Below are 25637 nucleotides of genomic sequence, written 5' to 3'. Positions count from 1 at the left end.
CATGTTTTATCTTTTTCAATACCCTTAGTTTTGTACTCAAAACTATCAAAATGCAATATTGGAAAAAACTTTCGCAAGAAGAACGAAAAAACAGAATTGAACAAGTACTTCATAACAATATTAATTTTACTAAAGATATTTCGCTTGGTTATCCTGCTTCAAAATTAGATGGACAAGTGTTTTATGACGATGCTCCATTTTTAAAAGATGCACCTACTTTGCAAACTTTTGTTGCTAATCCAAATAATATTGGTTGTCATACTTTTGGAAATTCTGAAAGTGTTTTTGGAGGCACACAAGATATTGAAAGAGAAGTTTTAAATGTTATTGCAGTTGATATTTTTAAAGCCAAACCAAACGAATTTGACGGTTACATTGCTCCTGGTGGAACTGAAGCTAATATTCAAGCCATTTGGATTTATCGCAATTATTTCATGAATAAATTCAATGCAAAATTGGATGAAATTGTATTAATTGCTTCAGAAGACACACATTATTCAATTCCAAAAGCATCCAACTTGCTTCAAATAGATAGAATTAGTGTATCTGTTGACTTTGAAACTAGAGTTATTGATGAAATTCAATTAGAAGAATCGTTACATTTAGCCAAAAGAATTGGGAAAAAATACTTTATAATTGTAGCCAATTTGGGAACAACTATGTTTGGTTCAGTTGATAATCCTGAAATCTATACTTCCCTTTTAGAAAAAAATCAATTGCAGTATAAATTGCATATTGATGGTGCTTATGGTGGATTTGTTTATCCGTTTAGTAATGAAAAGTCTGTTATAAATTTCGATAATCCAAAGATTAGTTCAATCACAATTGATGCCCATAAAATGTTACAAGCTCCATATGGAACAGGAATTTTTATTTGCAGAAAAAATTTAATTGAAAATGTCATCACAAAAGAAGCCAAATATGTGGAAGGAATGGACTTAACCCTTTGTGGAAGTCGGTCTGGAGCCAATGCTGTTGCTGTTTGGATGATTTTATTTACTTATGGCCCTTTTGGTTGGTTTGAAAAGACAAGTGTTTTGCAAATGCGAACACAATTTTTATGTAATGAATTGGATAAACTAAATGTAAAATATTTTAGAGAACCCTTTATGAATATTGTTACCATTCATGAAGAATTTATTCCAAAAATGCTAGCTCAAAAATTTCATTTGGTACCTCAAGAGCATCAAGGCAATAATAAATGGTATAAAATTGTGGTGATGAATCATGTAGAAGTCGAACATTTGACTATTTTTATAGACGAATTAAAAGCGACTCTATATGTTGAAGAAAGAAGCTAGAAAAAAGTTTAAAGAAGCCAGAAACCAACTTTCCCTGAATGAAATTGATGAAAAAAGTTTAGCTATAGCTAATCAATTGTTATCATTAGACATTTGGGACAACACTTATTTTCATATTTTCTTACCTATTGAAGAACAAAAAGAAGTCAATACAGAATTCATTTTAAATATTTTACAAGCAAAGGACAAAGAAATTGTGATTTCGAAATCAGATTTTGAAACAAGGGATATGTCTCATTTTTTATTGACTGATAATACTAAAATAAAGAAAAACGAGTATAATATTCCTGAACCTATAAATGGTTTACCAGTTCCAGTAGAAATGATTGATGTGGTTTTTGTGCCTCTTTTAGCTTATGACAAGCAGGGAAATCGTGTGGGCTATGGAAAAGGTTTCTATGATAAATTTCTTTCAGAGTGCAAGCCTAATGTTGTTAAAATAGGCTTATCATTCTTTGAACCAGAAGAAGTAATTGAAGATGTCTTTGAAAACGATGTTAAATTGGATTTTTGTGTGAATACAAATACAATAATCAAATTTTAAAACTATTTAGCCAATAAATGATTTTCTCCAAAAGCTTTCTTATTGAAAACGATTAAAATTCCAACTCCAACCGAAATAGCAAAATCAGCTACGTTGAAAATGGCATTAAAAAAAGTGAATGGTTTTCCCCCAATAAAAGGAACCCATTCTGGCATAGGATAATCTACAATAAAAGGAAAATAGAACATATCCACAACTTCACCGTGGAACCATGTTCCGTAAGGTTCTTCTGCAAAAATTGTTGCTACTTGATGATAACTATCGTCGAAAATAACACCATAAAAAACAGAATCTATAATATTACCTAATGCTCCAGCAAAAATTAAAACAATTGCAACCAATAAATATTTAGAACTATTCTTTTTAATAGAATCCTGTAACCACCAAGCTATCCCAAAAACAGCAAAAATTCTGAATACTGTCAATATTATTTTTCCATAATCTCCAGGTATTTCTGCACCCCAAGCCATTCCTTCATTTTCAATAAAATGAATTCTGAACCATTCAAAAACTTTAACTTCTTCATTTAAGAAAAAATTAGTTTTGATATAGACTTTAGAAATTTGATCAATTAATAAAACAATGAAAATATAGAGATAGGCTTTTTTAAGAGACATTTTTGAAAATTTAATTCACAAAAGTAATGGATTTTATTGTATAAAAAAACGCCCTTTTATACAAGAGCGTTTTTTTATTACTATTTTAGGATTTAATGTTAATTAGTTGATAACTATATCATCTAATTGCATTGTTGTAGTTGGTCCAGAAGCACCATTTCCTAAATATTGGAATACAAAAAATCCATTTCCAGTAATTGAAGCTGGAATATTATATACACCACTATTTGTAAACGAAGCACCATACCCACTAGTATTTCCAGAAGAAATAGTAAAGTTTGATGTAATATCTACTAAAGTAGCAGTTGTTATTTGAGTACCTGGAACATAATTAGTTGTGTAGAAAACTTTAAAAGTTGCTCCATTGTTGTATCCATCATTAGTTTTGAATGATAACGTACTAGCTGCTGTCATATCAACTGGAACAATAAATAACGATTGATTTGTATCTGTATTTCCACCTCCAAAAGAAGTTATTTGAATGTAGGTATTACCTCCAAAGGTCTTTCTTTGCCAATATCTACCTCCTTGTGCTGCATCATTAATGTACTTAGGAAAGTTTTCTTGATTTGTAGTAGTATATGATGTAAACGGTTCGTTTAATGTTGCATTATAGACAATATTATTTCCAACTATAGGAGGATAAAAATCCAATTCTAGACGATCATTTGATAAATTAACATCATTAATGGTTCTAATCATAAATTGAAAATCACTATTATATTTTGTTAGAACACCTCTTATTTTTCCACTTCCACTAGGAATAGCGTTTGCTGCAAAATTCGCAAATTCGCTAATTCTAACTATAATAGTTTGTCCAAACTCATCAGTTATCAAATGGTTTGTTGCTCCACCAATACTGTTAAGAGAAGGATCGTAAAAAGTTTTTCCTAGAGAAGCATCTGTAAACTGAACATTATTAAACTCAACCAACATATTTAAATATTGATTGTTTTTTGCATTAGAAACTGTTAGGTTTTTAAGAATCTCATTTTCATCTACGCTTGTGCATCCTCTTTTTAAAACATCTTTATATTCTACACCACTTATTCTTCCTACATTTCCATTGTATAAACTACCAATAATTGTGGAGCTTTGTGAAGTTGATACATAAAGGTTTTTCATGTTAATATAAACCAATCTTCCTGGCTCAAATTCATTGAATAAGTTGTATGTATCAACTGGCATACTAAATCCCTTAGTTCCATCAACTGATTGAAAAGAAATTGATTTGTAAAAATTCCCACCTTCATCACTTGAAGTTACATACGCTTCGATAATATCATCATTGGTATATTGAGTTGCTGTAGAAGTTGCAGCATTTGTAATATCCTCAACATTTTTTGTTGCCGTTAAATTAACACACTCAGAAGATAAGTCTGGTGTGTTATACTCATCACTGTTTACACAACCCGTAAAGATTGCCAAAAGTGATATTAGTGTTAAATTTTTAATTGTTTTCATAGCTATTTAATTTTCGTAAATTTTAATATCGTCTAATTGAAAAGTAGTTGTAGGATTAGATGATTTACTTCCTTGATATCTGAAAGCAATTCTCACATTAGTTCCCATAAAGCTACTGATATCCATTGGTCCACTTGAAACTCTATCATCATCTTGTGCACTACTTGTTGGAAGAATTGGATTTAATTCTGTCCAATTAGCTGTTGAAATCCCAGGTATTGTCCCATCATAATCTTCAGAGATATAAACTTTTAAAACACTTCCATTATAGAAACGATTAACAGAAGTAAAAGATAATACTTTATTATTTGAAGTTGATAAATCTATTGCTTTTGTTATTAACCAAGCATCATCAGTTGTTCCAGATGCAGAATAAAATGAAGAAAACTCAGCAAATTTATTACTACTAAATGTTTTTCCAGACCATACTCTTGTATTAGATGTATTTGTATTTATCCATCCTTCAAGGTTAATTGCTACTTCATTTGAACCACTACCTGTTGTGATATCTTCAAAATTTTCAGTAAATAAAACTGGTTTAAGCGTAGGTATTGCAAAATCATCTTCTTTTACACAGCTTGTAAAAACTGCTAAACTTAATGTCATTAAGACAATCGGTTTTATAAATATATTTTTCATAGTTCTTTTTTATTTTAGATATTAAGGTAGAAGTTTAAGAAATAAGTTCTTCCATAACCATAGAAATATTTAGGCCCGAAAGTTCTTGTTCCACTTACTAAATCTTGTTGTAAATCTGGGAATGTTGCTTTTCTAGATTGTTCAAAACCTCCTGTTTTGTATTCGATATCAAATAAATTATTTATTGAAGCAAAGAAACCAACTGTGTTTCTATTCTTCTTACTAATTCTCCAAGATTTTCCTCCAATAAGGTTTACTAAAGTGAAAGAGTCAAATTTTTCTTGTTTTAATAATCTTCTAACTGTTGCTTCATCAGCACCGTCAAAAGAAATGCCAGAATTGTCAAGTGTAAAATTATCTGTTCTTAAAACATTAGAAACATCAATATAACTATCTGCTAAATAATTTACGTTTGCTCCAACCCACCAAAATTTAGGAGATCTATATTCTAAGCCAAGAGAATAAGCTTGCTGAGGCATACCCGCTTGTTTGTAGTCTTTTAGGTAAGATTTACCATAAGAAGTTAGAGGATTAGTATTTGTTGCACTTGCTTGAGCGTCATCATTAATATACAAGTTTGGATTGTTATCATAAATATATTGTCCATAAGAAGCAGCACCTGTTACTTTTAATGTAGAAGTAATTTGATATTCAATTCCTAACTCTGCACCAATATTCTTTTTATTGATTCCTGTTACTATTTCACTAATAAAGGCATCTTCATCACCAACAACATCAGAAATATTTTCAGCATAATAGAATGAAATTTCTCTAGTATTTTGAATTTTTGTCATAAAACCAGTAAGTCTAGCTTTTAATTTTGGAGCTCTAATAATATAATTAGCATCCAAACTCATTATATTTTCACTTTCCAAATCTGGAGTATAATTGTTATTTAAACGAGCATTTGAAAAAGTATTTCTCAAATTAGGAGCTTTAGTTAAATATCCAGCATTAAAGCTTAATAAATGACGACCAGTGATTTTATAAGTTAATCCTCCTTTGAAACCAAAATTTTCAAATTTTACTTTTTCACTGTCACCATAAGAGTTGTTAGCATAAATTCCATTTCTATATAAACCTTCTCTTTGATATTCTGTTCTTGAAAAAGATTGTGCTAAATAGAAATCTACTTTATTATAAGTGAATTTAAATTGTGTAAAAGCATCAGCAACATTAGCATGTAAGTTATAATTATAGCCATAAGTATCTCCTTCTCCAACTTGTCTATTTGGGTTATTTAAATCTGATTGTGAAGCATCTCCAACATAAAATTGATCAATATCTAAATAATAATTTCCTCCTAACAGATCAACTAAATTTTGGAAATTATGTGACTTTAATTTTTTAAATGAAACTCCTGCATTTAAGCTTACATTATCCGACAAACTTGAAGTCAAGATTGAATTAGCGTTAAATTGATCATCATCTGTTCTATCTTCATATAGAGCGTAAATACTTCTTCCACCAAATGAGCTATTTTGATTAGCTATATACATAGCATTCCAATTAATTTGACTGTTGTTCAAAAAGAAATTTCTTGCGTTATCAGCACCTACTTGATTTGGAGTATAATTACCGTCATTGTCAAATGTATTTAAAAAATAACTTGGTAAATTTCTATAGTATGTTGGGTCTGGATTATTTCCATTAGTAAAGTCAATTCTTGAATTTCCAATAGAACCTGATTGATATGAGATATTAGTGTTTAATCTATTATTCTCATTCATTTTCCAATAGTGAGATAAAATTAACATTGGCTCTTGGATATCCTTATCTCTGGAGTTTCTTTTTTTACCGTTTTGGTATCCCCAATAAGAATTATACTTATATCCCATTAAGTCAGTAACCTCTTGAGTGTTTGGAGAACTTTTACCTCTACTGTTTTGAGCAAAAATAGATGTTAAATTTAAACTATGTTTATCATTGATTTTTTTCTCAACACTAGCAAAAAAAGAGTTTGCACTATAATCTGTTCCTTCAAAATGGCCTTCTTGTGCCCATCTTCTTGAAGCAGAAAGGGTATAAGCCCAACCTTTACTATTGAAACCTGAAGCGTGAGTAGCCATAGCTCTCCAACTATAGTTTGTATTTGTTCCTGAAAAAGTAACTCTGTTTCCTGGACGATAAAAAGAAGCTCTAGTATTTATTTCTTGTGTTCCTAATATATTTCCAAATGTATAATCTGAAGGTGTTGTACCCATAGAAAATTCTTGATTTCTTGTAGCATCATTTAATCCACCCCAGTTACTCCATTGTGGTCTTCCGTCATATAATTTATTCATGGTTAAACCATTAATCATAGTTACTCCATATTCATTATCTAAACCTCTTATTCTAAATCTAGCAAGACCCCAGTTAAATGCTGCTGCTTGTTGAAATACATCTCTTGAAGCCTGTAATAACCCAGAGGTACTTTCTGAACCACTATTATCATCACCTAAGTCATTTTCAGTAATCGTAACAAGACTTAATTGTCTTTCTGTAGTAATGTCCTCTTCTATTACAACTGTTCCTAAGTCTAATAATTCACCTTCTGTTAATTCCAACTGAAACACTTGAGTGGTGTATCCTGTGTAAGTAACAATTAAAGAATGATTTCCTGAAGGTACTTTGTCAAATTTAAAAACTCCATTAGAGTTTGATACTTTAGATTGATTAGTACTTTCAATAGTTAATACTACATTTTGAAGTGGTTTTAATGTTTTAGAATCAATAACCTTACCTTGTAAACTAGCCTCTTGACTAAAAACAACCATTGTTTGTATTAAAAATAAAATACTTAATAATAGTCTTTTCATAAAAAAATTAAATTAATTTTGAATATTAAAATTGTGTTAAGAATATAACTTAACAGTCTGCAAATGTACAATTTTTAACAATATTATATACCTTTGGCCCAAAGTTTGAAGAAAATTGATATTAAAATAACATTAGACAAATGAAAATTAAACAAGTAATTATTGCGCTTTTACTTATAACGTCAGTAAACAAAGGGTTTTCACAAGAAAAAAAATTTGAATTACACACCATTGCTTTCTATAATTTAGAAAATTTATTTGATACTATTAATGACCCAACAATTAATGATGAAGAATATTTACCTGCTAGAGGGTGGACTTATAAGAACTATAAAAAGAAATTAGATAATTTAAGTAGAGTATTAATTGAAATAGGTACTAATGAGCAACAAAGAAGTAGCCCAACAATAATTGGTGTTTGTGAAATAGAAAACAGAAGAGTTCTTGAAGACTTGGTTAAACAACCTAGACTAATCAACAAAAACTATAAAATTGTACATTTTGATTCTCCAGATCATAGAGGAATTGACACAGGCTTTCTATACGACCCTTTGCATTTTAAACCAACAAGTTATATTAATGTACCTTTATATATTTATGAGGATGCATCAAAAAACAACAAAAAAGAAAAAGAAGAGGAAACAGATGATACTGAAGTTGTAGATACTAAATCAAAAAGAATATACACAAGAGATCAATTATTAGTTACTGGATTACTTGATGGTGAAGAAGTTAGTTTTATTGTGAATCACTGGCCATCTCGTTCTGGTGGTGAGAAAAAAAGTAGTCCTTCTCGTGAGGCAGCAGGTGCTTTAAATAGAAAAATTATTGATTCATTATTTAAAATAAATCCAAATGCGAAAATTATTACAATGGGAGATTTAAATGATGGACCATACAATAAAAGTGTAAAAAAAGGAATTGGAGCAGTTGCTAGAAAAGAAGATGTGAAAAAATTTGGCATTTTTAATCCAATGGAAGAGATGTCTAACAATGGAATTGGTTCTTTAGCTTACAGAGATTCTTGGGATTTATTTGACCAAATAATGCTTTCTGAACCTTACATAAATAAAGACTATTCTTCTTGGACCTATTGGAAAGCTGGAGTATATAACAAAGATTTCTTAATTCAAAAAGAAGGGCAATATAAAGGTTATCCTTTACGAAATTCTAATGGTGTTCCTGGTTTTAGTGATCACTTTCCTGTCTATGTTTATATAATAAGAGAGCAAAAACCAAATAGACAGATAGTAACAAAAGCCATTTCATCAAAAAAAGAAATTTCTTTCACAAAAAACAAAGAAGGTCAAATAGAAATTCCATGTTCAGTTAATGGAGCTTCATCAAGTTTTGTATATGATGCTGATGTCGAAGATATTTTAATTTCAGGAAAAGATGCTTTATTTTTATTAAAAACAGGAAAAGTGAAGCCTGAAAACTATTCTGGTGAACAAGCTTATTCTCTTTCTGATGGAAGAATCCCTGAAGGATCTACCTTATCAATTGACAGTATTGAATTTAATGGTTTTAGCCTAACAAATGTAACAGCAGTAATTACAAATAGTATTTCATCACCATTAGTTATTGGAGAGAATTCGTTAAGAACTTTAGGTAAAGTTGAAGTAAACTATAAAGAAAGTACACTTACAATCACAAAATAAATTTTACAATTATATCATAAATTAAAGGTTAGTTCACGCTAACCTTTTTTATTTTTAGTAACTTCGTAAGACAAAATACATTACTATGGCAATTCAAAAACCATTCAACCTCAATCAATGGGTTGAAGAAAATAGAGATTTACTAAAACCACCTGTTGGCAATAAAAACTTGTATGTAAGTTCAGGTGATTATATCGTAATGATTGTTGCAGGACCAAATGCCAGAAAAGATTATCATTACAACGAAACCGAAGAATTATTCTATCAATTAGAAGGAAATATCACTGTTTATGTTCAAGATAATGGCAAAAAGAAAGCTATGAAATTAGGACCTGGAGATATGTTTCTTCTTCCCGCAAAAGTACCACATTCACCTGTTAGAGAAGAAAATTCTATTGGTTTAGTCGTAGAAAGAAAACGTGCCGGACAAGATATTCCTGATGGACTACTTTGGTTTTGTGACAACTGTAACCATAAATTATATGAAGTTTATTTTGAATTAAAAGATATCGAAGTAGATTTCTTGGCTCATTTCAAACATTTTTATGGTTCAGAAAAATTGAGAACTTGTGATAAATGTGGAACAGTTATGGAAACTGACAAACGATTTGTAAAATAATTTTTTGGAGCTTTTTCCAGCTATTCATTCTATCTTTTTATTTTTTTATGCAAAAAAGATAAAAAGGATGCCATTACTATCTGGGCTATTATGAATATCATAAAAAAACCACTATTTTTGCTAAAAATATAACAAAAACATTAAAAAAAGTTACAATGTCAACAATAGCACAACAATTCGGAATGGTTGAAGCACTAGAAAAACTAGGAGTGAAAGCCATTAACGAAGGAACCTCAACAGGAAACGAATGGTTTTCAAATGGAGAAATCATTGAAAGTTATTCTCCTGTCGATGGTCAATTAATAGGAAAAGTAAAAGCTACAACAAAAGAAGATTACGAAAAAGTAATGCAAGCTGCAACTTCGGCTTTCAAAACATTTAGAGCTATGCCAGCTCCACAAAGAGGAGAAATTGTTCGTCAATTTGGAAACAAATTAAGAGAATTAAAAGAACCTCTTGGGAAATTAGTTTCTTACGAAATGGGGAAATCTTTACAAGAAGGTTACGGTGAAGTTCAAGAAATGATTGATATCTGTGATTTTGCTGTAGGTTTATCTCGTCAATTAAACGGACAGACAATTCCATCAGAACGACCAGGTCACGTAATGAGAGAACAATGGCATTCAATTGGTGTGGTTGGTATCATTTCTGCGTTTAACTTTCCAGTAGCCGTTTGGTCTTGGAACACAGCTTTAGCATGGATTTGTGGTGATGTTTGCGTTTGGAAAGCTTCAGAAAAAGCTCCTTTATGTTCTATTGCTTGTCAAAACATCATTGCTGGAATTTTAAAAGAAAACAATTTACCAGAAGGAATTTCATGCATCATCAACGGTGATTATAAAGTGGGTGAAATGATGACTACTGATACTAGAATTCCATTAATTTCTGCAACAGGTTCAACTCGTATGGGAAGAATTGTTGGTGCGAAAGTAGCGGAACGTTTTGGAAAATCTTTATTAGAATTAGGTGGTAACAATGCTATCATTATTACTCCAACTGCAGATTTAAAAGTAGTTGTTCCTGGAGCTGTTTTTGGTGCAGTTGGAACAGCTGGACAAAGATGTACTTCAACTAGAAGACTAATCATCCATGAATCGGTTTATGATAAAGTTAGAGATGCAATTGTAGGAGCTTACAAACAATTAACAATTGGAAATCCATTAGATCAAAAAAATCATATTGGACCACTAATCGATAAAGATGCTGTAAATACTTACTTAGCTGCGATTGAAAAAGCCAAAGCTGAAGGTGGAAAAGTATTAGTTGATGGTGGTGTTTTAGAAGGAGAAGGATACGAATCTGGCTGTTATGTGAAACCAGCAATTATAGAAGCTGAAAATCATTTTGAAATCGTTCAACATGAAACTTTTGCTCCAGTTTTATACTTAATGAAATATTCAGGTGAAGTTGAAAATGCGATTGAATTACAAAACGGTGTAGCTCAAGGTTTATCATCAGCCATTATGACCAATGAAATGAAAGAAGCAGAAAAATTCTTGTCATTTGCAGGTTCAGATTGTGGAATTGCAAATGTAAACATCGGAACTTCTGGTGCTGAAATTGGTGGTGCTTTTGGTGGTGAAAAAGAAACTGGTGGTGGAAGAGAATCAGGTTCTGATGCTTGGAAAGTATATATGAGAAGACAAACCAATACAGTAAACTATTCAGATCAGTTGCCTTTAGCACAAGGAATTAAGTTTGATTTATAATAGAAAGTATTAAAATTATAGAATTAAGTATTAAGACTTAAAAAAAACAAACCCTTCTAAACTTAATTATTTAGAAGGGTTTGTTTTTTATTTTTGGTATTGTAACACAAACTTTGTGAGTCAAAGTCTCCTATTATTTCCCACAAGTTTCATCATAAACCTCTCCAATTCTTCCAAAACCATTTTCTTTTATATCATATTTCAATAATAATCCTTCAATTTGTGGACAATCATCTTCCAAATATTTTTTTATTGCTTTTTTGATATAATTAAATTTTCCAGCTGAAAAACCTTTCATATTTGTAAAAACAAATTGAGGATATTGCTTATTTTTACTCTTCATGTAATAATTATCATCATTTCCAATACCTTTATTATCATTTAAAAATGATGAATTAGTGTTTTCACAATAAATTTTCATGATTCCATCATAAACTAAAATCAGTAAATGTTTATTTTTAGAAGGTTCTTTTGAATACTTTAATCCTTTGATTTCATGATATAAGTAGCTTCATAAGTAACTGAAGTGTTATTATCATAGGTAAAAACTATAGATTCTAAAGAATTGGTTTCAAACTCTTGTTTTTCACCTTTTTCAGTTGCTTTAAAATTAATTTTTGAATCTTTCATCTTTGGCGTTTCAACAAAACCATTTAATGATTTTCCGTCAGAGAAAGTAACTGTTGCTTTATAGTATTTAGCAAACGTAAAAAAGGAATTAATAATAAAATAAGTAGTTTAAACTTCATAATGTAATGTATTAAAAAAGCACTCTTAAAAGAGTGCTTTGTGTTATTTTAAAAATTATCGTTGCAAATTCTTAGCTTCAATACTCATAGTTGCATGAGGAACTAATTTTAAACGCTCCTTGTTAATTAATTTTCCAGTTACTTTACAAACACCATAAGTTTTGTTTTCTACACGGAAAAGCGCGTTCTTTAAGTCGCGAATAAATTTTTCTTGACGAATTGCCAAAGCAGAATTGGCTTCTTTAGACATGGTTTCACTTCCTTCTTCAAATGCTTTAAATGTAGGTGATGTGTCATCAGTTCCATTATTCAAATCATTCATATAAGCACTTTTTATCAAATCTAAATCGGCTTGAGCTTTTTCAATCTTTTGTAAAATCAATTCTTTAAACTCAGCTAAATCTGCGTCTGAAAATCTCGTTTTTTCTTCTGTCATCATAGGGGTATTATTTTGAGATTAATATTGTTGTTTTTATGTCATCAAATTCAATTTCTGTGCCATTTATTATTTCATCCACAAAAACTAAACTTTCGGTTAATGTTTCAGATTTGATATAGTCTTCATTACTCATTATTGCATCTTCTAAAATACCATTGTTTTGTAACTGAACTTTTATCTTATCTGTAACTTCTAATCCACTATCCTTTCTAATGTTTTGAATTCTATTCACTAACTCTCTTGCAATTCCTTCTTTTCTTAAATCTTCGGTGATTGTTATGTCTAAAGCTACTGTGATACCATTAGCGCTAGCAACCAACCAACCCGGAATATCTTGCGAAGAAATCTCAACATCTTCTAATGTTAAATTTATACTTTTTTCTCCAATATTGATGCTAAGCTGACCTTGTCTTTCAATTTCATCGATGTTTTCTGCAGTGAAATTTTGTATCTCCTTAGCAATCAATCCCATATCTTTTCCAAAACGTGGTCCAAGAGCTTTAAAATTAGGCTTAATTTGCTTTACTAAAACCCCTGAAGCATCATCTAAAAGTAAGATTTCTTTCACATTTACTTCTGCTTTTATTAGGTCAGAAACTGCTTCGATTTCTGCCTTCTGAGAAGCATCAAGTATTGGAATCATTACCTTTTGCAACGGTTGACGTACCTTAATCATTTCCTTTTTACGCAGCGATAATACTAAAGAAGAGACCGTTTGTGCTTTCAACATTTTGCTCTCCAACGATTTATCAACATATTTTTCAACAAATTCTGGAAATTTTGCCAAATGTACACTGTCAAAATTTTCTGAATGTGTAGTCTGTGTTAAATCTCTGTAAAGCTTGTCCATAAAGAATGGAGCTATTGGAGCCGAAAGTTTAGCCACATTCAACAAACAAGTATACAAGGTTTGATAAGCTGCAATTTTATCAGTTCCATATTCACCTTTCCAGAAACGTCTTCTACACAAACGAACGTACCAGTTACTCAAATTTTCTTGAACGAAATCAGAAATTGCTCTTGCTGCTTTAGTTGGTTCGTACTCCGCATAGAAAGTATCTACATCTTTAATCAAAGAATTTAACTCTGATAAAATCCAACGGTCAATTTCTGGTCTTTCTTCTAATGGAATCTCGGCTTCAGCAAAAGTGAAATTATCAATATTTGCATATAAACTGAAAAACGAATACGTATTGTATAATGTGCCAAAGAATTTTCTACGAACTTCTGCAACACCTTCAATATCAAATTTTAAATTGTCCCAAGGATTTGCATTAGCAATCATGTACCAACGTGTAGCATCTGGACCATATTCAGCTAAAGTAGTGAATGGATCTACTGCGTTTCCTAGACGTTTAGACATTTTTTGTCCTTCTTTATCTAAAACCAATCCGTTTGAAACTACATTTTTATAAGCTATTTTATCGAATACTAATGTTCCAATAGCATGTAAAGTATAAAACCAACCTCTTGTTTGGTCAACTCCTTCTGCAATAAAATCAGCTGGAAAATCTTGATTTCCGTCAATTTTTTCTTTGTTTTCAAATGGATAATGCCATTGAGCATAAGGCATTGAACCAGAATCGAACCAAACGTCAATTAAATCACTTTCGCGTTTCATAGGTTTACCTGATGGAGAAACTAATACAATATCATCAACCACATTTTTGTGTAAATCCACTAAATCGTAATTAGATTCGTCCATATTTCCGATTTGAAATCCTTTGTATGGATTTTCAGTCATGAAACCTGCTGCGATTGATTTTTCTATTTCGTTGTATAATTCTTCAACAGAACCAATTAATATTTCTTCTGTTCCTTCATCATTTCTCCAAATTGGTAAAGGAATTCCCCAATATCTTGAACGAGATAAGTTCCAGTCATTTGCATTTTTTAACCAATTTCCAAAACGACCTTCACCAGTTGCTTTTGGTTTCCAGTTGATGGTTTCGTTTAAATCGAACATACGTTCTTTAACTTCGGTAACTTTAATAAACCAAGAATCTAATGGATAATATAGAATAGGTTTATCAGTTCTCCAACAATGTGGGTAACTGTGTACGTATTTTTCAACCTTAAAGGCTTTGTTTTCTTCTTTTAATTGGATAGCTATCTCAACATCAGCAGAACGTTCTGGAGCTTCACCATCGTTATAATATTCGTTTTTAACATATTTTCCAGAATAGTCACCTAAACCTTCAATGAATTTTCCTTGTAAATCTACTAAAGGCACTAAATTATCATTAGCATCTTTGACCAACATTGGAGGAACTTCTGGAGAAGCTTCTTTGGCCACTTTAGCATCATCTGCTCCAAAAGTTGGTGCTGTGTGAACAATTCCTGTTCCATCTTCTGTTGTAACGAAATCTCCTGAAATTACTCTAAAAGCATTTTCTGGATTGTCGTTTGGCAAAGCCAATTTCATTAGTTGTTCGTAGCGAATTCCGACTAAATCTGCACCTTTGAATTCTTTTAAAACTTGAAAAGGAATTTTTTTGTCTCCTTCTTTGAAATTTTCGAAATCAGTTGCATCAGTACTCTCAAAAAAACCTTTAGTAAATTGTTTTGCAATTAAATTCTTAGCTAAAATTACTTTTATAGGTCTAAATGTATATTGATTAAAAGTTTCCACCAAAACATAATCAATTTTTGGCCCAACAGTTAATGCAGTGTTTGAAGGTAAAGTCCAAGGAGTTGTCGTCCAAGCTAAAAAATGAATATCTCCAAATCCTTTTAAGAAATCTGGTAATGATTCATTAATTGCCTTAAATTGAGCAACTACAGTTGTATCAGTTACATCTCTATAACTTCCTGGTTGATTCACTTCATGTGAAGACAAACCTGTTCCTGCTTTTGGTGAATACGGTTGGATAGTATAACCTTTGTACAACAAATCTTTGTTGTAGATTTGCTTTAACAACCACCAAACGGTTTCCATGTACTTTGATTTGTAGGTCACATAAGGATCATTCATATCTACCCAGTAACCCATTTTTTCGGTAAGGTCATTCCAAACATCAGTGTAACGCATAACGGTTTTTTTACACGCTTCGTTATATTCTGATACTGAAATAGTTTTTCCGATATCTTCTTTGGTGATTCCTAGTTCTTTTTCGGTTCCAAGTTCTACTGGTAAACCGTGTGTATCCCAACCAGCTTTACGTTTAACTTGAAATCCTTTTTGAGTTTTATAGCGACAAAAAATATCTTTAATAGCACGAGCCATCACGTGGTGAATTCCAGGTAAACCGTTTGCAGAAGGAGGTCCTTCAAAAAAAACATAAGGTTGGTTTCCTTCACGAGAAGTAACTGATTGTTCAAATATGTTGTTTTCTTTCCAAAATTTAAGGGTTTCTGATGCTACAGTTGGCAAGTCAAGTCCTTTATATTCAGTAAATTTTGTGCTCATTTTATCGTTTTCTTAAATCAATTTGCGAAAGTAATGAATTTTGAGAAAAGATAATAAAAAATAAAGGTCATAAAATAGTTATATTAGATATATTTGCGGAAAAAAAATTAATTATATGCGAAATACTTTATTTGTTTTTTTATTTTATTTCTTTTTAACTTCAAGTTTTGCACAAAAAACCACGCTTGTAGATACTTCTGATTATAAAGAAAGAACCCTATTTATATCAGATTTTAAAAAATCTAATGAGATCTTAATAAAAAGTATTAAAGAAAATAATTCTGGTAAAGTATCTAAATCATTAATTAACACTTATAAAAATTTTGAATCTGAATTTATTGAAGAAATTAAAGATAAAAATTTCACTTTTAAATCAGGTTTAGAAACATATGTTCAAGATATTATTAGTGATTTAAGAAAAGATAATCCAAACATCCCTCATAACATAAAGGTATTAATTGAAAAGAGTAATTATCCAAATGCATACTGTTTAGCTAACAACACTTTTGTAGTAAATATGGGTTTATTTAATTGGCTTGATAATAGAGATCAATTGATGGCTGTAATTTCTCATGAGTTAGGACATAACATTTTAAACCATGTATTAAATAGTCAAATTAAAAACATTACTGAAAACCTTAATGAGTCGAACATTGTTAAGGGTTTACGTGAAGAGAAAAACAATCGCACTACAAAAGCTTTTGATTATGTAAAAAGTAGAATATATGCAGAAAAAGCACTAAGAAGAAAACATGAAACTGAGGCCGATTCTTTAGGTTATGTTTTGTATAAAAGAACTAACAAAAATCAATTTGAATATATAAATGCTCTTAAAAATTTATTAGATTTTGATACAATTTCTCCTAATAAAGTGTCAAAAAAAATCTATTTAAATCTATTTGATTTACCACATCAAAAATTTAATGAGAATTGGTTAGAAAATGATGACTTTACTTCTTATAACTATGAGGGTTATAAACAAAAATTTGATAAAGATTCTATAGCTTCTCATCCTGAAACAATAGAAAGAGTTTCTAATTTAAAATCTTATTTTAATGAATTAGAAAAAGAACAGAAATCATTATTAGCTGATTCATCATATAATTTATTAAGAGATTTAACCAAAACAGAAATATTACCTAATTTTTACTACAATGAAAAATATGGATTAGGTATTTATGTTGCAATGCAGTTTTTTGAAGAGGATGAAGAATTAGAAAACCAAACTTTCTACAAAGATTGGCTAGGTAAATGCTTTAAAAAAATATATGATGCAAGAAAAGATTATAAACTCAATCGATATTTAGACACAGTTGATCCAAAAAATCATAGTGAAAGCTATCAGCAATTTTTAAATTTTATGTGGAATTTAAAGATTGAAGAAATAAAAAATATTGCAGATTTTTATAATAAAACTCCCTAATAATTCAATCGTTCTAATCTCACATTATTGTATTTTTCTTTTTGATTAAATTCTTGTAATAAAATAAAGCCTTCTTTAGCAACATATGGAAAAATTATGTTTTCTTTTGAAGAAATTGGAACAACTTCTTGTTTGAAATTACCATTAATCAATGTATTAATAAACAAATTCCAATTTTTCTCTTTAGTCTCATTATCTTTTTGACGGTCTTTAAAAAAGAAAACAACATCCTTACCATCATTTAAATATTGTGAAAAAAGATAATCAGAGTGAAACCATTTTGTTTTTTCTTTTTCAAAAATCTGAACTCCATTGACACTAAAATCTTTATTGGTATATATATAAACTAAATCTGTTGTTTTAGAAGCAGAATATTGCCCTTGTGGCTTGTATTTTTCCATTAGAATTCCAACACTGCCGTTTTTTAAAAAAAACACATCTTTTGGTATTAATAAATAACCACCTTCTACACCTCCATAATTGTCTAATTTAGGTATATGCTTTTTTAAATGTAATTCATAGTTTAGGTATTTAGTTTCAATACTAAAATTTTTTTTATCAATAATTAAACGAACGAAACCTGTAGTTTGTGTTAAATTACCTTTTTTATAATCTCTTCCTAATAGAACAATAGAATCATCAAAATTTTTACAATTATCTATTCTTCCTAAATATAAAATATTATCTAAAACATCTGAATTTGGCTGAGATAAGTTTTCGTTGTGAACTTCTTTCCCTGTTTTTATATCTAATACTAATAAATTAAAAGACTTGTCTTTATTTTTATTTGTTTCTAAAAAAGCATAAATAAAGTTTTCATCTTTTTCAATTACATTTAAAATTTCCTTGCTTTTCTTATCACCAGATATATTGTATTTGTATTTCCATATTTCTTGCTTGTTGTCGTCAAATCTACTAATACTGTTATTGTTTATATATGTTCCATAATTATTAAATTCTGTAACTAAAAACCCACCTTCTTTAATTTCATAAACACGAGAAACATAATTATAACCTTTTTCTTTTTTTTCTGCCTTATCCTCTTTTTTGTTTTCTTTCCAATTTTTAGGCTGATCAATTTCTATGAAATTTTTACCATCATAATCATAATGTATTTTCTTATGTATTTCATTTTTATCTACATCAATTACCATTGATGATGGTGAAAACATTTCTTTTAATTTTAAACTATAGTCTAATGAAGAAGGTTGCAAAATAATTTGCCCTTTAAAATCCATGTAAGCATAATAATCTGCAACAGTAATGTCTCCCTCAAATTCTTTGTTTGCAACTGGGTTTAAATTTTTATCTAAAATTACGTATTCAAATTTTTTTGTTTTTTCACCAGATTTACCATATCCATAAATAGAAACATATCCAAATAGGTTTTCTTTACTATCGAATATTGCATTCATTCCTAAAAAATCTCCTTTTGCTAATTTTAATAAATCTTTTGATTGTGCATTAGTAATACTGTAAATCAAAATAGTAAAAAGAATTATTATATTTTTTTTCATTTGTAAATTTTTCTCAAAAATAGCAATGTTTATGAAATAAAAAAATTAATTAAAAACTTCCTTTAAAACCTCTAGTGATTTAGGTTTTTTGAATCCGTCAAGATGAATTGCATAATAATCTAATAGGATTTTTAAAAGTAATTGCCTTTCAACCGAAGCAAAATTTAATTGCAAATCATCAAATTTCACATCAATTAAACGGTTAAATAAACTCGTTTCATGCTTTGACAAGCAACTTGTACCTTGAAAAAGGGAAAAAACTCCCTCAATAGTTTCAAAATAAGGTAATTCTCTTTGAGAAATATCTGGATAAAAGCCTAAATATTTTGTCATTTGTAATAATAAAATAAGATGAAAATTTGATATTTCTTCATGTGTATCTAACCATTGTAAAGCAGTTTCTAAAAAAGAGAATAAGTTTTCGTTTTTTTCTTCTTCTTTGATGCTGTGATGTAAAACTTCTGATAGAAAAATTACTATGGTACTTTTAAAAATATTGGTATTTATACTTTGATAAGGAAATGCTAATTTAATTTCTTTGAAGTGTTCTAAATTTCCTTTATTTTTATGATTAGCTTCAATTTCAAGAATATTTAAAGGTTGAAAGTAAGCAATTTTTTGATTGTTTTTTTGCGAAGAAAATGCATTTCTAACAAAATAAGATTTCAAACCATCAGATTGTGTAAAACATTTTACAATAAGACTTTTTTCTTGAAATTTTAAAATTGAAAGAACAATTGCTTTGGTTTTAACTTGCATTTATACATTGTTTTTTGTACCTATCTAAAAATCTTCTTTCAACACAAAACCATGAAAAAATTGCAAAAATAAAAGTCATTATAATTATGCAGAAAGCCATCAAAAATGGATTGTATTTGTCAAATAAATTATATTGCTTGAAAATTTGAATTATAGGAAAGTGATAGATATACAATCCATAAGTAAAATCTCCATATTTTCCAAAATTATTAAATATTGGAATTGTATATGCTGCTACAATTATTATTGTTCCAAGAGCCATTGGGTAAAAGACATTTATAGCTACGTTAATTTTATACGTTGCTAAAATTACTAATATAGCTAAACCTAAATAAAGCCATTTTTTTTTGAATAATTTTTGGTGATAAATAAATAAAAAAATACCTGTACAAAAATATGACAAATACCCTGGTAATTGTTTTGCAAATAATGGCTTGCGAAAATGAAAATCTAAAACATACCAATACAAGAAAGATAATAAATATATTACACAGAGTACTAATGCAGTTTTCTTAATTTTAAAAATTAAAAAAAAAAGCAAAGGCAAGACCAAATAAAAACCTTCTTCTACCTTTAAAGTCCATAATGATCCATTTACCACACACATGAAGTTATTATAAAAAACTCCTGGCAAACATGGATGAACAAAATTCATAAACATAGAATTCCAAACAATATATTTATATAAATCTGCATTACAATAGTATTCACTATAACTCAAATTACTCACAAAAAAGAGAACTAAAGCGGCTAAAAAAACAACAAAAAAATAGGCTGGTAATATTCTTTTTACTCTTTTAATAAAATACATTTTCAATGTAGTTGTGTTAAGATAGCTTTTTGCAACTAAAAAACCACTTATAATGAAAAAGCCTTTAACTGCTAGATTAGCATTAGAAAACACAGTCAAAATAGTTAGCTTTTCATTTTGAGAAAGAACGGCTAAATGGTATAATAAAATTTGAAAAGCAAAAAAAAATCTTAAAAAATCAAAGCAATTTGCTTGTTGAATTTGAATACTTTTTAAACTCTTAATCATCGTATTATCATAACTTTTTTAACTTTAGTTTCAATTCCGTCTTCAGCTGAAATAAAAATCATATAAACTCCTGATGCTACTCTATATTTTCCAAAAGCCATTGTATCCCATTCAATCGTTCCACCTTCTGAAGTTGTTTCATACACTAAATTACCCTCAATATCAGTAATTTTAATATTAGCTTTATCAATTAATCCACTAATTTTCACTGTTCCGTTAAAATCTGGCCTTACAGGATTTGGGTAAACATATACATTGGATAAATCGTCACTTGGTTTTGTATTTACTCCTAAAAAAGAAATTAATCCTTTTTCTGTAGCAAAAAAAACTTCACCTGTAACGTTATCAATTTCAATATCTAAAATACTATTACTGGGAAGAGGAGAATTTTCTTTAGTAAAACGATAAAGAGTGTTTTGACCATTAGGTGAAACAAGAAAAACCCCAGCTCCCTCAATTGAAATCCACTTATTATTGGCACCATCAACTTCTATATCTGCTATTGATTGTTGATAAAATAACTCTTGCGCTAAACCATCTTCTTCTATAATTATTGAATTTGCGGTTAATTCTGTTTCATTTATAAATTTGTCTACAGAAGACAAAACACGTAAACCTCTAAAAGTTCCAATCCATAATTGATTTCTATTATCGACTGCAACACATTTTACAGCTAAACTAGGTAAATTCCCTTCATCATCTCCTTTTAGCAATATTGTTTTATTATTGTAATTTTCATTAAAACCAATTAACCCGTTTGCTCTATACGACGGTATCCATTTCGTATTATTTTTGTCAATTGCGATTCTAGAATATCTTTCGTAAAATGGCTCTGTCAATGTATTAGTAAAATCATAAGATTGCCATTGTCCATTTGCTTTTAATTCTTTTAATCCTTTATAGGTTAAAGAATTAGTCATCCATAAATTACCTTTGTTATCAAATGCAGGTCCATTTATCGCTACCAAAATAAAATTTGGTATAACAGGTTGCCATTGTTGACTTTCAAGTCCATTTGGGGCAGTATTTATATGATCATAAAGTATTATATTTTCATCATTTATTTTTAAAAGTCCTTTGTGAAAAGAACTTATATAAACTTCTTTTTCATTATTTGGATTAGCAACAATATCTGTTAGAGCTCCAGCTCCAAATAACAAATCAGAATCTATTTCACTCCAACCAACTTCTTTGGAATATTTACTAATGCTCTCTAATAAATAATTAGTTTGGTATGTACTGTCATATCCTCCATAAGTTGCCCATAAATCATTTGCAATTTTTTTTATTCTAAAAATGTAATTTTGAACAGGTCCGTTTGGTGAAAGCAATTCAAAAGTTAATGGATTTGATAGTTTAGTTTGAAAAAGACCTTCTTTTTTGGTGCCAATAAATAAATCGTCACCAATAGTTATGGCACAAGTGAATAAATTTATATTATCTGGAATTTGGGTTATATGTGCTATTGTAGAAAATAAAATATCTAACACATAAACATGGTTATTACAGGTAATAATTAAATTATCTTCTGTTGAGATAAATTTTATTCCTGGTTGAGGAAGAGAAACAACATTTTGAAAAAAAGTCCCATTATGTCTGTATACATTATTATCTGCATTTAAGGCAACTAATTGATTATTAAAATTAGTTATACCTTTCCAAATACCTGTATCAAAACTTATCCATTGATTATAATCAATAAGATTTGGGTTTGTTATTGATGCTCTCTTTATTCCACTTGGACTTGTAACAGCATATATATTACCATTAAAAACAGTTGTTTGAAGAATTGGTATGTCTTGTCCACCATTACCAATGTAATATGTGTCTTCAAATTCTAAATTGTTTAACTTTAAAACTGTTATACCATAATCTGTTGAAATATATACTTTATTTTCATATTCATAAAAATGATTAATCTTCTTTGTGTTTGGTGGCACAGGTACTTCGTTAATGATATCAACTTTATTAATTATTGTACCATCATCTTTAGTGATAATTAATAAACCATTATCATTTCCTGTTAAAGTTAAATTATAATTTTGGCTGTAATAAACTGCTGTGATTGTCTCTGGTTTAAAACCATCAATAGAGTTTTTTATACTTAAATCTCCAGAAATTATATTTTTAGAAAACAAAGCGTTTTCAGTAGCTGCAACTACTTTTGTGTTTCCATAGCTTATATCAATAATCTCATTATACGAATAATACCCTTTCCAAAGTTGGTTAGTTTGAGAATAAGAAATAACGGTAAACAAAAGAAATATAAAAAGTTTTTTCATAGCAGGAAATGTTCCTTTTTTTAGCAAATATACTTATAAACGTTAAAACTACGTTTTTATGATAAAAAAAAGCCCTTCAAATTGAAGAGCTTTTATAAATTTATTTAGAATTGTATCTTAAACTACACCTTGAGCAAGCATAGCATCAGCAACTTTAACAAATCCTGCAATATTAGCTCCTCTTACATAGTCAACATAACCAGTAGAATCTGCACCATATTTTACACAAGCTTCGTGAATATTTGCCATAATACTTTTTAATTTTTCATCAACTTCTTCACTTGTCCAGCTTAAACGGATAGAGTTTTGAGACATCTCTAAACCTGAAGTAGCTACACCACCAGCATTAGATGCTTTTCCAGGAGCAAATAAAATTTTAGCTTTGTGGAATACTTCAATAGCTTCTGGAGTTGAAGGCATATTTGCTCCTTCAGCCACACAGATACATCCATTAGAAACTAAAGCTTTTGCTTCCTCTTCATTTAATTCATTTTGAGTAGCACATGGTAAAGCAACATCACATTTCACTTCCCATGGACGTTTTCCTTCTACAAATTTTGCGTTTGGATATTTCTTTACATATTCAGAAATTCTTGCAAAATCAACATTTTTGATTTGCATGATATGAGCTAATCTTTCAGCATCAATTCCGTCTGCATCATAAATATATCCAGATGAATCAGAAGCTGTAACAACTTTTCCTCCTAGTTCAGTTGCTTTTTCAATTGCATACTGAGCAACGTTTCCTGAACCAGAAACTACAACAGTTTTTCCTTTAAAACTATCACCTTTAGTTGCCAACATACTTTGAGCAAAATAAACATCTCCATAACCTGTAGCTTCAGGACGAATTAATGATCCACCAAAAGAAATTCCTTTACCTGTTAATACTCCTGTAAATTCGTTTCTTAATCTTTTATATTGACCAAACATATAACCAACTTCTCTTCCACCAACACCAATATCTCCAGCAGGAACGTCAGTATTACCACCAATATGTTTAGATAATTCAGTCATGAAAGCTTGACAAAAACGCATGATTTCATTGTCAGATTTTCCTTTTGGATCAAAATCAGCTCCTCCTTTTCCACCACCCATTGGCAATGTTGTCAAACTATTTTTGAAAGTTTGCTCAAAAGCTAAAAACTTTAAAATACTTAAATTAACCGATGGATGAAAACGAATTCCTCCTTTATATGGTCCAATAGCTGAATTCATTTGAATTCTATATCCTCTATTAACTTGAGTTTTACCAGAATCATCTGTCCAAACCACTCTAAACATAATAACTCTTTCTGGTTCAACCATTCTTTCTAAGAGCATTTTGTTTTGATATTTTTTATTTTCTTCAATAAAAGGGATAACAGTTTCTGCTACCTCTTTGACTGCCTGCATAAACTCAGGCTCATTTGGGTTTCTTTTAGCAACCGCATCAATAAATGATGAAATACTTGCACTCATAATAGTGTAATTTATATTAGAAAAAACGTTTTCGTAACCGTTGGCAAATATACATTTTATTGTAATAATTCTATCGAAGTTTTAGTAATTCTACATAAAATTTAACTGATTTTTAGTAATTTGACTTAAATTTTAATTTCTTAGATTATCAAATGTTTAAAATTCTATTCTTTTTAGGTCTTTTTTAGATTAAATTTTCAAATGTGAATATTGTTTTTATATATTTGTGGTTCAAAGTAATAAAACCCAAATGTTGAAAAAATTTATTATTCCGTCTTTATTCGTTCTGTTTTTTGGTGCTGAATCGCATGCACAATTTGGAAGAACTTATCAAGAAGTTGGAATTATGGCTGGTCCTGTTTTTTTTAAATCTGATTATGGTGAACGTGGTGATTTTGAAAATTTTTCAAAAAACATGGGGTTTTCTGTAGGTGGATTTTATTATTTCTCATTTATTGAAAACTATAGAAGTTTAAGAGAAAATTTTAAATTAAGACTAGATGTTTCATACATGAAAACTGATTTAGAGCACTTTGGTAAATATGTTGATCCAGCCAAAACAAGTGTTTTTGCTAATCAACTTAGAGCTATGCATGGATCTACAAGTACTATAAATCTTGGACTTCAAATGGAGTTTTATCCTTGGAAAACTGATGATTATAATAGAGGTGAAACATTTTCTCCTTATGTCAGTTTAGGAGGCCAAATTGGCTATTATACTTCAAAAGTTGAATCTGACTTAGGACCAATAGGAACTCCTTTAACTACACCTGAAAAATATTCTAGCGGAACAAGAAACGATAGTAGTCCTGTTGCTTCATTAACTTCTAGTGTTGGTGTTAGGTATAGATTAGATGATTATAACTCATTAATATTTGATTCAAGATTACAATATTATACTTCTGACTGGGTTGATGGTATAAATCCTAATAGAAATGATTATCCTGAAAATAAAACAAATGATTATTCGTTGACTTTTAATTTTGGATACGTTTACTACTTCAACTAAAATATAAAAAAAGAAGCACTGATGTTTAATGCTTCTTCTTTTACTTGAGCTATTGGTATTATTCCTTGCTGTATTTCTCAAACAATTTATAATTTAAAAGACATTTTGTAGTCTTTTTTTTTTGTTTAGTTAAATAGCGGTTTTCTTTATGTATTACGAATAAGACACTTTTGTGTATCACTATTTCAATACAAA

The 25637-nt window shown here is 29.5% G+C and carries 19 protein-coding genes and 1 pseudogene; 7 read left to right on the top strand and 13 right to left on the bottom strand.

All coding sequences use genetic code 11. The features are described 5' to 3' along the window. The first annotated feature begins 50 nt into the window (after positions 1–50). Entirely contained in the window at positions 51–1301 is a 1251-nt protein-coding gene (locus tag ACFO3U_RS13760) for a pyridoxal-dependent decarboxylase (protein ID WP_379743669.1), read from the top strand. Continuing rightward, positions 1282–1845 (top strand): 5-formyltetrahydrofolate cyclo-ligase, encoded by a 564-nt coding sequence (locus ACFO3U_RS13755; protein WP_379743666.1) that lies wholly within the window; start codon positions 1282–1284, stop codon positions 1843–1845. Before ACFO3U_RS13760 ends, ACFO3U_RS13755 begins: the two co-directional genes overlap by 20 nt. A gap of 2 nt (positions 1846–1847) precedes the next feature. On the opposite strand, the gene ACFO3U_RS13750 is transcribed toward ACFO3U_RS13755, so the two are convergent. The 4 genes from ACFO3U_RS13750 to ACFO3U_RS13735 all read right to left on the bottom strand — a co-directional run bounded on the left by ACFO3U_RS13750 (position 1848) and on the right by ACFO3U_RS13735 (position 7366). Next, positions 1848–2462 carry a lipoprotein signal peptidase gene (locus ACFO3U_RS13750; RefSeq protein ID WP_379743663.1) on the bottom strand — a complete coding sequence of 205 codons (615 nt, stop codon included), beginning with the start codon at positions 2460–2462 and terminating at the stop codon, positions 1848–1850. A gap of 102 nt (positions 2463–2564) precedes the next feature. Then, positions 2565–3926 (bottom strand): DUF5689 domain-containing protein, encoded by a 1362-nt coding sequence (locus tag ACFO3U_RS13745; RefSeq protein WP_379743660.1) that lies wholly within the window; start codon positions 3924–3926, stop codon positions 2565–2567. Between the two features lie 6 nt (positions 3927–3932). Continuing rightward, positions 3933–4565, bottom strand: coding sequence for a choice-of-anchor J domain-containing protein (locus ACFO3U_RS13740; protein WP_379743657.1), 633 nt, complete (start codon positions 4563–4565; stop codon positions 3933–3935). A 14-nt stretch (positions 4566–4579) separates the two neighbouring features. Continuing rightward, on the bottom strand, positions 4580–7366 hold the full coding sequence (locus ACFO3U_RS13735; RefSeq protein WP_379743653.1) for a TonB-dependent receptor domain-containing protein: 2787 nt from the start codon (positions 7364–7366) through the stop codon (positions 4580–4582). A 140-nt stretch (positions 7367–7506) separates the two neighbouring features. Between ACFO3U_RS13735 and ACFO3U_RS13730 the strand changes: the two are divergent. The 3 genes and pseudogenes from ACFO3U_RS13730 to amaB all read left to right on the top strand — a co-directional run. Then, positions 7507–8601, top strand: a pseudogene (locus ACFO3U_RS13730) (endonuclease/exonuclease/phosphatase family protein); the annotation flags it as partial. A gap of 511 nt (positions 8602–9112) precedes the next feature. Further along, positions 9113–9646, top strand: coding sequence for a 3-hydroxyanthranilate 3,4-dioxygenase (locus ACFO3U_RS13725; protein ID WP_379743650.1), 534 nt, complete (start codon positions 9113–9115; stop codon positions 9644–9646). 155 nt (positions 9647–9801) lie between these two features. Continuing rightward, entirely contained in the window at positions 9802–11355 is a 1554-nt protein-coding gene (gene amaB, locus ACFO3U_RS13720) for an L-piperidine-6-carboxylate dehydrogenase (RefSeq protein ID WP_379743647.1), read from the top strand. 133 nt (positions 11356–11488) lie between these two features. Here amaB and ACFO3U_RS13715 read toward each other — a convergent pair whose 3' ends face one another. The 4 genes from ACFO3U_RS13715 to ileS form a co-directional block, all read right to left on the bottom strand. Beyond that, positions 11489–11776, bottom strand: coding sequence for a hypothetical protein (locus ACFO3U_RS13715; protein ID WP_379743644.1), 288 nt, complete (start codon positions 11774–11776; stop codon positions 11489–11491). Positions 11777–11835: 59 nt separating this feature from the next. Then, on the bottom strand, positions 11836–11985 hold the full coding sequence (locus ACFO3U_RS13710; RefSeq protein WP_379743641.1) for a hypothetical protein: 150 nt from the start codon (positions 11983–11985) through the stop codon (positions 11836–11838). Between the two features lie 174 nt (positions 11986–12159). Beyond that, on the bottom strand, positions 12160–12540 hold the full coding sequence (locus ACFO3U_RS13705; protein WP_379743840.1) for a TraR/DksA family transcriptional regulator: 381 nt from the start codon (positions 12538–12540) through the stop codon (positions 12160–12162). 10 nt (positions 12541–12550) lie between these two features. After that, positions 12551–15952 (bottom strand): isoleucine--tRNA ligase, encoded by a 3402-nt coding sequence (gene ileS / locus ACFO3U_RS13700; protein ID WP_379743638.1) that lies wholly within the window; start codon positions 15950–15952, stop codon positions 12551–12553. Between the two features lie 115 nt (positions 15953–16067). On the opposite strand from ileS, the gene ACFO3U_RS13695 reads away from it, so the two are divergent. Further along, positions 16068–17375 carry a M48 family metalloprotease gene (locus ACFO3U_RS13695; RefSeq protein ID WP_379743635.1) on the top strand — a complete coding sequence of 436 codons (1308 nt, stop codon included), beginning with the start codon at positions 16068–16070 and terminating at the stop codon, positions 17373–17375. Here the strand turns inward: ACFO3U_RS13695 and ACFO3U_RS13690 are convergent. From ACFO3U_RS13690 to gdhA, 5 genes are all read right to left on the bottom strand, one after another. Beyond that, on the bottom strand, positions 17372–18892 hold the full coding sequence (locus ACFO3U_RS13690) for a hypothetical protein (protein WP_379743632.1): 1521 nt from the start codon (positions 18890–18892) through the stop codon (positions 17372–17374). The genes ACFO3U_RS13695 and ACFO3U_RS13690 overlap by 4 nt on opposite strands. A 45-nt stretch (positions 18893–18937) precedes the next feature. Beyond that, positions 18938–19651 carry a DNA repair protein RecO gene (gene recO / locus ACFO3U_RS13685; protein ID WP_379743629.1) on the bottom strand — a complete coding sequence of 238 codons (714 nt, stop codon included), beginning with the start codon at positions 19649–19651 and terminating at the stop codon, positions 18938–18940. Further along, positions 19641–20690: an acyltransferase family protein gene (locus tag ACFO3U_RS13680; RefSeq protein WP_379743626.1), complete on the bottom strand. Its 1050-nt coding sequence runs from the start codon at positions 20688–20690 to the stop codon at positions 19641–19643. The genes recO and ACFO3U_RS13680 overlap by 11 nt, the downstream gene beginning before the upstream one ends. After that, positions 20687–22972, bottom strand: a complete 2286-nt coding sequence (gene porZ / locus ACFO3U_RS13675; RefSeq protein ID WP_379743623.1) for a type IX secretion system anionic LPS delivery protein PorZ — start codon at positions 22970–22972, stop codon at positions 20687–20689. Before porZ ends, ACFO3U_RS13680 begins: the two co-directional genes overlap by 4 nt. 117 nt (positions 22973–23089) lie before the next feature. Further along, positions 23090–24433, bottom strand: coding sequence for an NADP-specific glutamate dehydrogenase (gene gdhA / locus ACFO3U_RS13670; RefSeq protein ID WP_379743620.1), 1344 nt, complete (start codon positions 24431–24433; stop codon positions 23090–23092). A 250-nt stretch (positions 24434–24683) separates the two neighbouring features. Here gdhA and ACFO3U_RS13665 point away from each other — a divergent pair, with 250 nt between their 5' ends. Further along, positions 24684–25442, top strand: a complete 759-nt coding sequence (locus ACFO3U_RS13665; protein ID WP_379743617.1) for a THC0290_0291 family protein — start codon at positions 24684–24686, stop codon at positions 25440–25442. Positions 25443–25637 lie beyond the last annotated feature (195 nt).

Origin of the sequence: Flavobacterium ponti, from assembly GCF_042652765.1 — a bacterium.
Classification (GTDB): domain Bacteria; phylum Bacteroidota; class Bacteroidia; order Flavobacteriales; family Flavobacteriaceae; genus Flavobacterium; species Flavobacterium ponti.
This window is presented reverse-complemented; position numbering and strand designations above follow the sequence as displayed.

Bases quoted from the DNA above. Each gene is read 5' to 3' on its own strand.
- ACFO3U_RS13760 (WP_379743669.1), top strand. From the start codon at position 51: ATGCAATATTGGAAAAAACTTTCGCAAGAAGAACGAAAAAACAGAATT.
- ACFO3U_RS13755 (WP_379743666.1), top strand. From the start codon at position 1,282: ATGTTGAAGAAAGAAGCTAGAAAAAAGTTTAAAGAAGCCAGAAACCAA.
- ACFO3U_RS13750 (WP_379743663.1), bottom strand. From the start codon at position 2,462: ATGTCTCTTAAAAAAGCCTATCTCTATATTTTCATTGTTTTATTAATT.
- ACFO3U_RS13745 (WP_379743660.1), bottom strand. From the start codon at position 3,926: ATGAAAACAATTAAAAATTTAACACTAATATCACTTTTGGCAATCTTT.
- ACFO3U_RS13740 (WP_379743657.1), bottom strand. From the start codon at position 4,565: ATGAAAAATATATTTATAAAACCGATTGTCTTAATGACATTAAGTTTA.
- ACFO3U_RS13735 (WP_379743653.1), bottom strand. From the start codon at position 7,366: ATGAAAAGACTATTATTAAGTATTTTATTTTTAATACAAACAATGGTT.
- ACFO3U_RS13725 (WP_379743650.1), top strand. From the start codon at position 9,113: ATGGCAATTCAAAAACCATTCAACCTCAATCAATGGGTTGAAGAAAAT.
- amaB (WP_379743647.1), top strand. From the start codon at position 9,802: ATGTCAACAATAGCACAACAATTCGGAATGGTTGAAGCACTAGAAAAA.
- ACFO3U_RS13715 (WP_379743644.1), bottom strand. From the start codon at position 11,776: ATGAAAATTTATTGTGAAAACACTAATTCATCATTTTTAAATGATAAT.
- ACFO3U_RS13710 (WP_379743641.1), bottom strand. From the start codon at position 11,985: ATGAAAGATTCAAAAATTAATTTTAAAGCAACTGAAAAAGGTGAAAAA.
- ACFO3U_RS13705 (WP_379743840.1), bottom strand. From the start codon at position 12,540: ATGACAGAAGAAAAAACGAGATTTTCAGACGCAGATTTAGCTGAGTTT.
- ileS (WP_379743638.1), bottom strand. From the start codon at position 15,952: ATGAGCACAAAATTTACTGAATATAAAGGACTTGACTTGCCAACTGTA.
- ACFO3U_RS13695 (WP_379743635.1), top strand. From the start codon at position 16,068: ATGCGAAATACTTTATTTGTTTTTTTATTTTATTTCTTTTTAACTTCA.
- ACFO3U_RS13690 (WP_379743632.1), bottom strand. From the start codon at position 18,892: ATGAAAAAAAATATAATAATTCTTTTTACTATTTTGATTTACAGTATT.
- recO (WP_379743629.1), bottom strand. From the start codon at position 19,651: ATGCAAGTTAAAACCAAAGCAATTGTTCTTTCAATTTTAAAATTTCAA.
- ACFO3U_RS13680 (WP_379743626.1), bottom strand. From the start codon at position 20,690: ATGATTAAGAGTTTAAAAAGTATTCAAATTCAACAAGCAAATTGCTTT.
- porZ (WP_379743623.1), bottom strand. From the start codon at position 22,972: ATGAAAAAACTTTTTATATTTCTTTTGTTTACCGTTATTTCTTATTCT.
- gdhA (WP_379743620.1), bottom strand. From the start codon at position 24,433: ATGAGTGCAAGTATTTCATCATTTATTGATGCGGTTGCTAAAAGAAAC.
- ACFO3U_RS13665 (WP_379743617.1), top strand. From the start codon at position 24,684: ATGTTGAAAAAATTTATTATTCCGTCTTTATTCGTTCTGTTTTTTGGT.